This window comes from Ruegeria sp. CDSC081, assembly GCF_059610485.1.
The window spans coordinates 1-8,265 of the sequence record NZ_JBXWNS010000016.1 but is presented as its reverse complement, the minus strand read 5'-3'; the positions used below and the strand labels follow the sequence as shown (position 1 = coordinate 8,265).

Annotated in this window: 8 protein-coding genes and 1 pseudogene; 1 reads left to right on the top strand and 8 read right to left on the bottom strand. The window is 53.3% G+C overall.

Going from position 1 to position 8,265, the window contains the following annotated elements:
• Nucleotides 1–534 precede the first annotated feature (534 nt).
• The 7 genes from uxuA to AC2FH9_RS19755 form a co-directional block, all read right to left on the bottom strand.
• On the bottom strand, nt 535–1,770 hold the full coding sequence (uxuA, locus tag AC2FH9_RS19785; RefSeq protein ID WP_496872714.1) for a mannonate dehydratase: 1,236 nt from the start codon (nt 1,768–1,770) through the stop codon (nt 535–537).
• Between the two features lie 31 nt (nt 1,771–1,801).
• Nucleotides 1,802–2,722 carry a sugar kinase gene (locus AC2FH9_RS19780; RefSeq protein ID WP_496872712.1) on the bottom strand — a complete coding sequence of 307 codons (921 nt, stop codon included), beginning with the start codon at nt 2,720–2,722 and terminating at the stop codon, nt 1,802–1,804.
• A 5-nt stretch (nt 2,723–2,727) separates the two neighbouring features.
• On the bottom strand, nt 2,728–3,039 hold the full coding sequence (locus AC2FH9_RS19775; RefSeq protein WP_142640366.1) for a cupin domain-containing protein: 312 nt from the start codon (nt 3,037–3,039) through the stop codon (nt 2,728–2,730).
• An 18-nt stretch (nt 3,040–3,057) separates the two neighbouring features.
• On the bottom strand, nt 3,058–3,801 hold the full coding sequence (locus tag AC2FH9_RS19770) for an SDR family NAD(P)-dependent oxidoreductase (RefSeq protein WP_271952733.1): 744 nt from the start codon (nt 3,799–3,801) through the stop codon (nt 3,058–3,060).
• Between the two features lie 96 nt (nt 3,802–3,897).
• The gene (locus AC2FH9_RS19765; RefSeq protein WP_496872710.1) at nt 3,898–5,208 is read right to left on the bottom strand and encodes a TRAP transporter large permease; all 1,311 of its coding nucleotides are present in this window, start codon (nt 5,206–5,208) and stop codon (nt 3,898–3,900) included.
• A complete protein-coding gene (locus AC2FH9_RS19760; protein ID WP_282027911.1) occupies nt 5,205–5,699 on the bottom strand; it encodes a TRAP transporter small permease in 495 nt (164 codons plus the stop codon). Before AC2FH9_RS19760 ends, AC2FH9_RS19765 begins: the two co-directional genes overlap by 4 nt.
• Before the next feature lie 93 nt (nt 5,700–5,792).
• Entirely contained in the window at nt 5,793–6,776 is a 984-nt protein-coding gene (locus AC2FH9_RS19755; protein WP_496751171.1) for a TRAP transporter substrate-binding protein, read from the bottom strand.
• Nucleotides 6,777–7,117: 341 nt separating this feature from the next.
• Here AC2FH9_RS19755 and AC2FH9_RS19750 point away from each other — a divergent pair, with 341 nt between their 5' ends.
• Nucleotides 7,118–7,798, top strand: a complete 681-nt coding sequence (locus AC2FH9_RS19750; protein ID WP_271952726.1) for a GntR family transcriptional regulator — start codon at nt 7,118–7,120, stop codon at nt 7,796–7,798.
• A 377-nt stretch (nt 7,799–8,175) separates the two neighbouring features.
• Here the strand turns inward: AC2FH9_RS19750 and AC2FH9_RS19745 are convergent.
• A pseudogene (locus AC2FH9_RS19745) lies at nt 8,176–8,265 on the bottom strand (IS5/IS1182 family transposase); the annotation flags it as partial.

Below are 8,265 nucleotides of genomic sequence, written 5' to 3'. Positions count from 1 at the left end.
AGCTGGCCTCCATCGCAGATACCGGCTTGAATCACGATCAGCGGGCGCTGTGAATCCCTTTTGTCAACACGACCTAGCCCCACGCGTTCGCAAGATTACCAAATCCTTCGGATTGCCGTTTTCTAACGATCCATCAATCCAAGTGCAGACATCCGTGCAATTTGCAGCATTGGTTAGAATGGGCGCGCTCCGGACCTTAGCTGCGAGGGACACCAAATGCGGGAGGGCCGACAAACCGGACTTGTGCAGTCGCAGCTATTGCTGACGCAGTAACACCTCGCATCTGCGGCATGGCTAACCTCCTGGGTGAAGCAGCCGGTACATCCCATTAACGGACATCTAGGCGCCGACAGTTCGACCAACCGGTTTCCTCGAACCGGACCTTCATGCAAAGCGCAGCATTTCCAAACGCTCAAGACCCAAAGCGCGCACACAGCGGACTTCTGCCGATAGGTTACTTTCGTCTTCTGATCACATACTGGTATCATCAAGCCCGGCAAAAGGTCTGATCAGTCCGGAGGAGCAGACGCTCACTTAAATGCCGCGAATATCGGCATCGGACCCAGGTGAAATCAAAGTGCAACCGTGCATAACACCGCGCAGTTCGGCGAGGCCGCGCATTCTGCCTATGAGCGGGTAGCCGGGCTGGGAAGGACGAGTGAGATCGTTCAGCAAAGCGTGGCCATGGTCCGGGCGCATGGGAATCTCATAATCTGATCGCCCCTGATTGCGGCGCCGCGTTTCTTCGACCATCAAGGCGCGAATTGTTGCAACCATATCTGTGTCTCCTGCCAAATGTTCAGACTCAGAAAAACTATGGCGATTGCGGTCGCTTGAACCGTCCCGCACGGTATTGCGAAGATGTACAAAGTGGATCCGATGGCCGTGCTGAGCAATGAAGGATACTGGGTCGAAGTCTTCGGCAACACCCAATGACCCGGTGCATAGCGTTGCTCCGTTTGCCGGGCTGTCAACGGCATCCAACACGGTCGCGTAATCACTTTGCGACGACATGACCCGTGGAAGCCCAAGCAGTGGAAAAGGTGGGTCATCCGGATGGCAACAGAGCCGGACGCCGAGGCCTTCGGCCGTTGGAACAACCTCGGAAAGGAAATCAACCAGGTTGGAGCGGAGGGTTTCGGGCGTCACGCCAACATATGCGTCGAGGTTTCGTTTCACGTCCTCAAGAGACCAATTGTCGTTCGCCCCCGGCAAACCAGCGACGATATTGTTCGACAGTTTCAGGCGATCTCCATCACCCAGATCTGCAAACCGGGCCCGTGCGGCTTCTATGATCACCGCTGAATAATCTTGCTCCGCGCGTTGCCTGCATAGGATGAAACAATCGAACATGACAAAATCCAAGAGATCAAACCGCATTGCGTGCCCACCATGTGGCAGCGGATGGCTCAGGTCTGTGCGCGTCCAATCCAGCACTGGCATGAAGTTGTAGCAGACTGTGTGAATGCCACATTCGGCCAAATTACGTAGGCTTTCCTTGTACATTTCAAGGTGTTGCCTTACCGGGCCGGTTTGCGATTTGATCGCTTCGGACACCGGAACGCTTTCAACAACGTCCCAGGTCAATCCAGATGGAACGCCTCCGGGCTGCTCAATCTGTTGCTGCCGCTCTTTGATGTGCTCGACTGACCAAACCTCTCCTGTTGGAACATGGTGCAAGGCTGAGACGATGCCGGTTGCACCGGTTTGCCTGATTTGGCCAATGGAGATCGCATCAGAAGGGCCAAACCAGCGCCAAGTCTGTTTCATGATCTTGCTACTCCTTGATCAAGACGTATCACTAACCCGTCTCATCCTTACCAAGATCTAAGTTAACCGGGACGAGTGCGCCTTTGTGACGGACGACATGGCCTGCCAGACGACACCCCTTGCGTATGCCTGTTGCCAAATCATCCTGCCTAACAACGCTTACCAAGACACCTGCATTGAAACTGTCCCCTGCCGCAGTGGTATCGACAATGCCCGTCGCTGGATCAACGCCTACCTCTCCACGTTGACCTGCTTTTTGAAAAACCACAGGCTGCGCGCTGTTCTTGACGACAATCTGATCGACACCAGCCTTTGCATACCGATCCAGCGTCGCAATTGAATCGCCGTCCCCGAACCATACGGCTTCGTCATCATAAGATGGCAGAACGATATCGGATTGCGCAGCAGCTTTCATAACTGTGTCTGTCATTTCCTGCGGCGTAGACCAAAGCTGTGGTCTTAGATTTGTATCAAAGGCAACAGTCGTTCCGGATGCACGTGCACGACGCAACGCATCGAACAGCATTTCGCGTGATTGTGGATCGAGAATAGCGAGGGTTATTCCAGAAAAGTAGATTAAGTCTGCGCCCGTAACTGCCCGCCCGAGTGCAATCTCGTCGACCGCAAGTTGCCTGGCGGCAGAGTCGCTGCGCCAGTATGAAAAACTGCGCTCACCATTGCTGAGATGGATGAGATATAGCCCAATCGTTTTGCCCGCAATGACTTGGACGTGCGTGTCGGATATCCTGCTGTCTTTCATGAACGCCCGCAGATCCTGCGAAATCGCATCATCTCCGACAGCCGTCAGATAGTTGACGTCGATATCTGCGGCGATTTGTGCAAGATACCATGCTGTATTGAAGGTATCGCCCGCAAAACCAAGCTTGAATTCACCAACCCGTTCAGATGGGGCAAGTTCTGCCATGCATTCGCCGATTGCCAGTACACGCATATCAGTTACAGAAAATCATCGCGGCGGGGCGTGAAACTGTCGACCAATGTCCCAGGTTCCAGGCATGTGCAGCCATGGGTTTGGCCGGGCGGGATGACAAAACTTTCACCGGGGCCAAACTCTTGTTCGTGCTCACCCAACGTAAACCGAAATCGACCGCTTTCGACATAGGTCGCCTGCACATGCGGATGGCTGTGCAGGGCACCAATCGCCCCGGTCGCGTGAAACCGGAAGGCAACAACCATGAGGTCAGGATGATCAGATAGCACCTGCCGCGTGACATGTTCACCTGTAGAGACGATCGGGAAATTGGGCACAGGTTCTCTCCTTGCTTGTTAGGAAAACAGCATGCCACCGTTGAGATCAATGTTTGCGCCCGTGATGAAGGCACTGTCCTCGCAGGCCAGAAATAAAACGAGATTTGCAGCGTCATCGACATGACCCTGACGCTTTAGCGGTGCGTTGGCTTCAAAGCCGCGTCGACCAGCATCAGGTGTATGAACATTGTGAAAATCGGTATCGATCATGCCAGGACAAAGTGCATTCACACGAATGTCTGGGCCGACCTCTTTTGCCAAACCGCGTGTCATGGTCATGACCGCGCCCTTGGCTGTGGCATAGGCGACGGCACCCGGTCCACCACCATCGCGCCCGGCCTGACTGGCGAGATTGACGATAGTTCCAGACGTCATCCTGGACAGGCAAGCCTGCGTCATCAGGAATGTGCTGGTCAGATTCAGGCTCATCACGGCGTCCCAATGTTCAACAGACATTTCCGCAATGGTTTTGCGGGCGATCAGACCGCCTGCATTATTGACCAGAATATCGACGCCGCCAAAGGTTTCGACCGTGCGATACACAAGCGCGTCAACATCCGCCTTCTTGTTCAGGTCGCCCTGCACGGCAATCGCCTTACCGCCGTTGGCTTCGATTGCGGCAACAGCTTCATCCGCGCCGTTTGAGCTGGAAAAATAGTTGATCGCAACATTTGCGCCTTCGGAGGCGAGTTTGATCGCAACCGCGCGGCCAATATCACGGCCTCCTCCGGTTACAATGGCGGTTTTACCTGCAAGTTTCATGTCGGTCCTTCCTATTACAAAGCGCCAGCTTCGCTTGTGTCACGGGTTTCAGTTGGCGGCCCTCTCAGAGCGCTCACAGCGCAAGTTGAGACGCCATTATCGGAACGCCCCCGGCATAACTGCCTTTGGGAGCCACAGAATGATTTCGGGGAATGCCGCCAACAGAATGAGGATGACCAGCATTGGGGCAAGGATAAGCACGACCTCACGCAGGACTTGCACAACATTCAGGCCGCCAATTGCCGCTGAGATCAGCAGGCACAAGCCGTAGGGCGGCGTCACCAGCCCGAAGGCAAGCGAAACGATACCGATGATGGCAAATGCGATTGGATCGACCCCACCCGCCTGTGCCACCGGCATCAGAACCGTGCCAAGAATGATGATTGTCGGGATTGCATCGATGAACAGGCCAAAGAGAAGAAACAGAAGGGCAATCAAGATAGCCGTTCCAAATGCCCCGAACTCCCAAGTAGTCAGAACGCTGACAATCAGGCGCGGCGCATCGTAGAACGACAGTAGCCATCCGAATGCCGAGGCGGTGCCGATCGCAAACAGAGAGATGGCTGCAAATCGTGCGGTGTCATAGAGGATCGTACCCAAATCTCTGACAGTGACCGTCCGATAGACAAACATACCCAAGATCAGCGCATAACCCGCCGCTATGATTGCACTTTCAGTTGGTGTGACAAGACCACCTACAATACCGCCAATCACAAAGACCGGTGTCAAAAGGGCCAGTGCGGCGCCTTTCCAAGCGGCCCAGAATTCACCCCAGTTCGGCGTCGCCGTCACCGGGTAATTGCGGGCTTTTGCGAAACCATAGACCGTAGCCATCAAGGCGAGGCCAATCATCAGGCCCGGAATCGCGCCGCCCAAAAACAATGCGCCGACAGAGACCTGCATGACACCGCCCCAAACGATCATCAAAATCGACGGCGGGATGATGACCCCCATCACCGAAGAGCAGGCCGTGATAGCAACGGCAAACCGCGTGTCGTACCCCTCTTTCTGCATGGCTGGGATCAGGATTTTTCCGATACCCGCCGCATCTGCTGTGGAAGATCCGGAGATACCAGCGAACAGCATCGACACAGCGACATTTACATGACCCAATCCGCCGGGCATCCAGCCGGTTAGCACACGGGCCAGTTCGATCAGCCGGTCGGTTACTTTGCCGGAATTCATCAGGTTGGCCGCCAGTAGAAAGAATGGAACGGCCAATAAGATGAAGGAGTTATAGGATTGGAACATCCGATCCAGCACGATGAACGGGGTCAGCCGCAGCTCAAGCAACACAACCGGGAGGGTCGCCAAACCCAATGCGAATGCCACTGGGATGCGGATGAAAATCAGCACCAGAAAGCCAGCAATAAGCATCGTGGCGGCAGTTGCAGTATCGAGGATCATGTCTGGCTGCTCTCTCGGTTTAGATATTTCGCGATGGTTTCGGACAACCGGTAGCCTGACAGGAGAAACCAAAACCCTCCGGCAATCGGGACCGATACGTGCGTGATCGCGAGGTTTGCACGCATCATTACAGATCGTTGGTTGCCCCCAAATTCGGTGTATTCGATGCCGTAAAACAGGAAGAACGCCCCAAAAATCATGATGGCAACGTGAACGATGCCGTCTTGGAACAAACGTGGCAGCGGTCTCATTGCGTTGCGGGTAATTCGAACGTCAAAATGGGTGCCGTCCCAAACAGCGACAATAGACCCGATCATCACAATCCAAACGAACAGGAACGTCGCCAGTTCTTCGGTCCAAAGATAAGTTGGGATCAAACCGGTGTAGCGAGAGACAACTTGCATCGCAACCGGTATCGCCAATGCCCCCATCATCACGCCAAGCAATATACGAAGCCCAGTGCAGAACCTATCCAGATATTTTCCAAGCATGTTCCACCCTACATCGCAATGTGACGCGCCAAGCGCATCGGGATTTATGCCAACGGGCGAGTTTGATTACTTACTCGCCCGTCAGCTGGGAGATCACATTCCGCGAACGTTGTTGAGCAGTTCTGTCGCGCCCAGCTCTTCGGCATAGGCGTCCTGCACTGGCTGAACCAGTTCCAGCATTTTCTCGCGACCCTCGAACTCATGCACTTCGATCTGACCTGCGTCGATCATTGCCTGAAGTTTTTCGCCGTCCTGACCGCTCTCCAACGCGCGGCCAAAAGCACCGGCCTCGGTGCCGGCATCCATGATAGCGGCTTGCAACTCAGCAGGCAGTTCATCGAAGATTTTTGCTGACATCACAATTGGGCGCACCGTGATCGTGTGCTGGGTCAATGAGACATGCGGCGCAACTTCGTAGAACTTCAGGTTCTGGATCGAGGCCGCTTCATTCTCAAATCCGGCAATGACGCCTGTTTGGATTGCGTTATAGACTTCGTTGTAGGCAATGGCAGATGGTGCCGCTCCAACAGCTGAGAATGTCTGGGCCTGAATTGGGGCCCCCATGACGCGCATACGATGTCCTGCAAGCTCTTCCATGTTTGTGATGGGCTCAGCAGAGGCGAGATTCCGTACACCACCGCCGTGATACCCGACGATCACGATACCTGCAGCTTCGCGCAGATCGTCCTCAAGGGGTTTCAGCGCATCCGACGAAAGGACCGCATCCCAGTGTTCAAGATCACGGAACAGGAAAGGCATATCCATCAAAGGAATGGAATCTGAAAACACCGCCATGTTGGACGGGGCAAGGATCGTATAATCTACGGCGACACCTTGGTTGAGGTAGGTGACGTAATCGGATTCAACCCCAAGCTCACCATTCAGGCGCAGATCAAATTCGACCTCGCCATCATATTTCTCCGCGACCAGCCGTTCAAACTCGCGCAAGGTCTTAGTGAATGCATGTTCTTCATCAAACATGCTTGCCCCGCGCAGTGTGACATCAGCCTGTGCGATTGAAACCCCGCTTAACAAAACAGCCGTCGCAGCCACAGACTTTAGTGAAAAATTGAACATTCTATCCTCCCAGATCAGGTTCAGGTCTTGTTTTCTTCCAGTCGTCTTTGACCGGCGATCGTGTTCGAAACCTTGCAAGTGGTCACGCCAGATCAGCCTTCACCCCAATTTGGATGATCTGATTTCCTCCCAGCTAGCACACTTGCTCCGCCCTCGTTGATGGGCACACCCAACACGATAACTGGGATACTAGTCAACATCTATTTTCTAAATACTCTTTAGATATGTGATATTTTCCTTTTAGAACAATGAATATAATGTAACCTAGTATCCTAATTAACTCTATTAATTCCCTCTCTGATCTGCCACAATGTCGCCAAACAGAGGTTGGAAAACAAAAAATGGCAGCTTTGGGAACCCTTGAACGTACGACGAGTAGCGATGTCGTCTTTGACGAACTGTTTGGACAAATCACCCGCCTGGAGCTGCTTCCAGGGACAAAGATATCCGAAACGGATGTTGCGAAATCATTCGGGTTTTCACGCCAGCCTGTGCGCGAGGCTTTCACGCGACTTTCCAACCTCAATCTCCTTTTGGTGCGGCCACAACGCGCGACAGTTGTTCGACCGTTCTCACGCCAGCTCATCGCGAATGCCCGCTTTGTGCGTGCCGCAGTCGAATTGGAGGTCATCCGCACTGCCGTGTCAGATCGCGACAAGTCGGTAGACGCGGCATTAAAAGCCAACCTTCGTGAACAGGCGGATGCAATCTCAGCAGAAGATGTCAATTTGTTCCATGATCTGGACTACCAGTTTCACAAACTGCTTTGCGCCTCGGCCAAACAGGCGTTTGCGTTTGAAATCATCGCCGAAAACAAAGCGCAGGTTGACCGCCTTTGCATGCTGGCGTTAACCAGCAAAGAAGCAATGGATGATTTGTATCTGGATCATCAATCTCTTTTAAAGGCCCTGTTCAGCGGGGATGCGTGGGCGGCGGATCAAGTTCTTCGTACGCATCTTGACCGTTTGACGCCAACCATTCAGGCAATCTACACAACGCATAACGCATACTTTGATGAATAGGTAGCTAGATATCGGATGGCTTTTCGCCCCATTGCCCTAGTCTAAATTCATACATATTAGTATCGAGTAATTTAAAAAAAACCGCATGAACAAATTGCGGGTCAACGGTTTTTCCCGCCTTTCACAGAAACTCATCCTGTCAACCACGCAAATGTTGCGGACTAGGGTATCTGCAACGCCAGCTTAACGCTTGGCAAAAGAAAGCAGCAAGGAGCTCTCAAATGTTTGATCTTGTTGTGGGGATCGCAACGTCGACTGCCGTATTGGTGCGACCAAACATCTTTGGAATGTGCTGTTGAGCCTGACGCAAGTTCTATCGGGCTGCTAACCCAGCGCAATCAGCCTAATACTTACAATGAATGACCGCTATCGCTAGGTCATGTTGACAAGTGGCGGATCCAGAGGCGGATCGAAATGATATCTACGAAGCCAAGGAAGCTTTCGGCTGTCTTATCATAGCGGGTTGC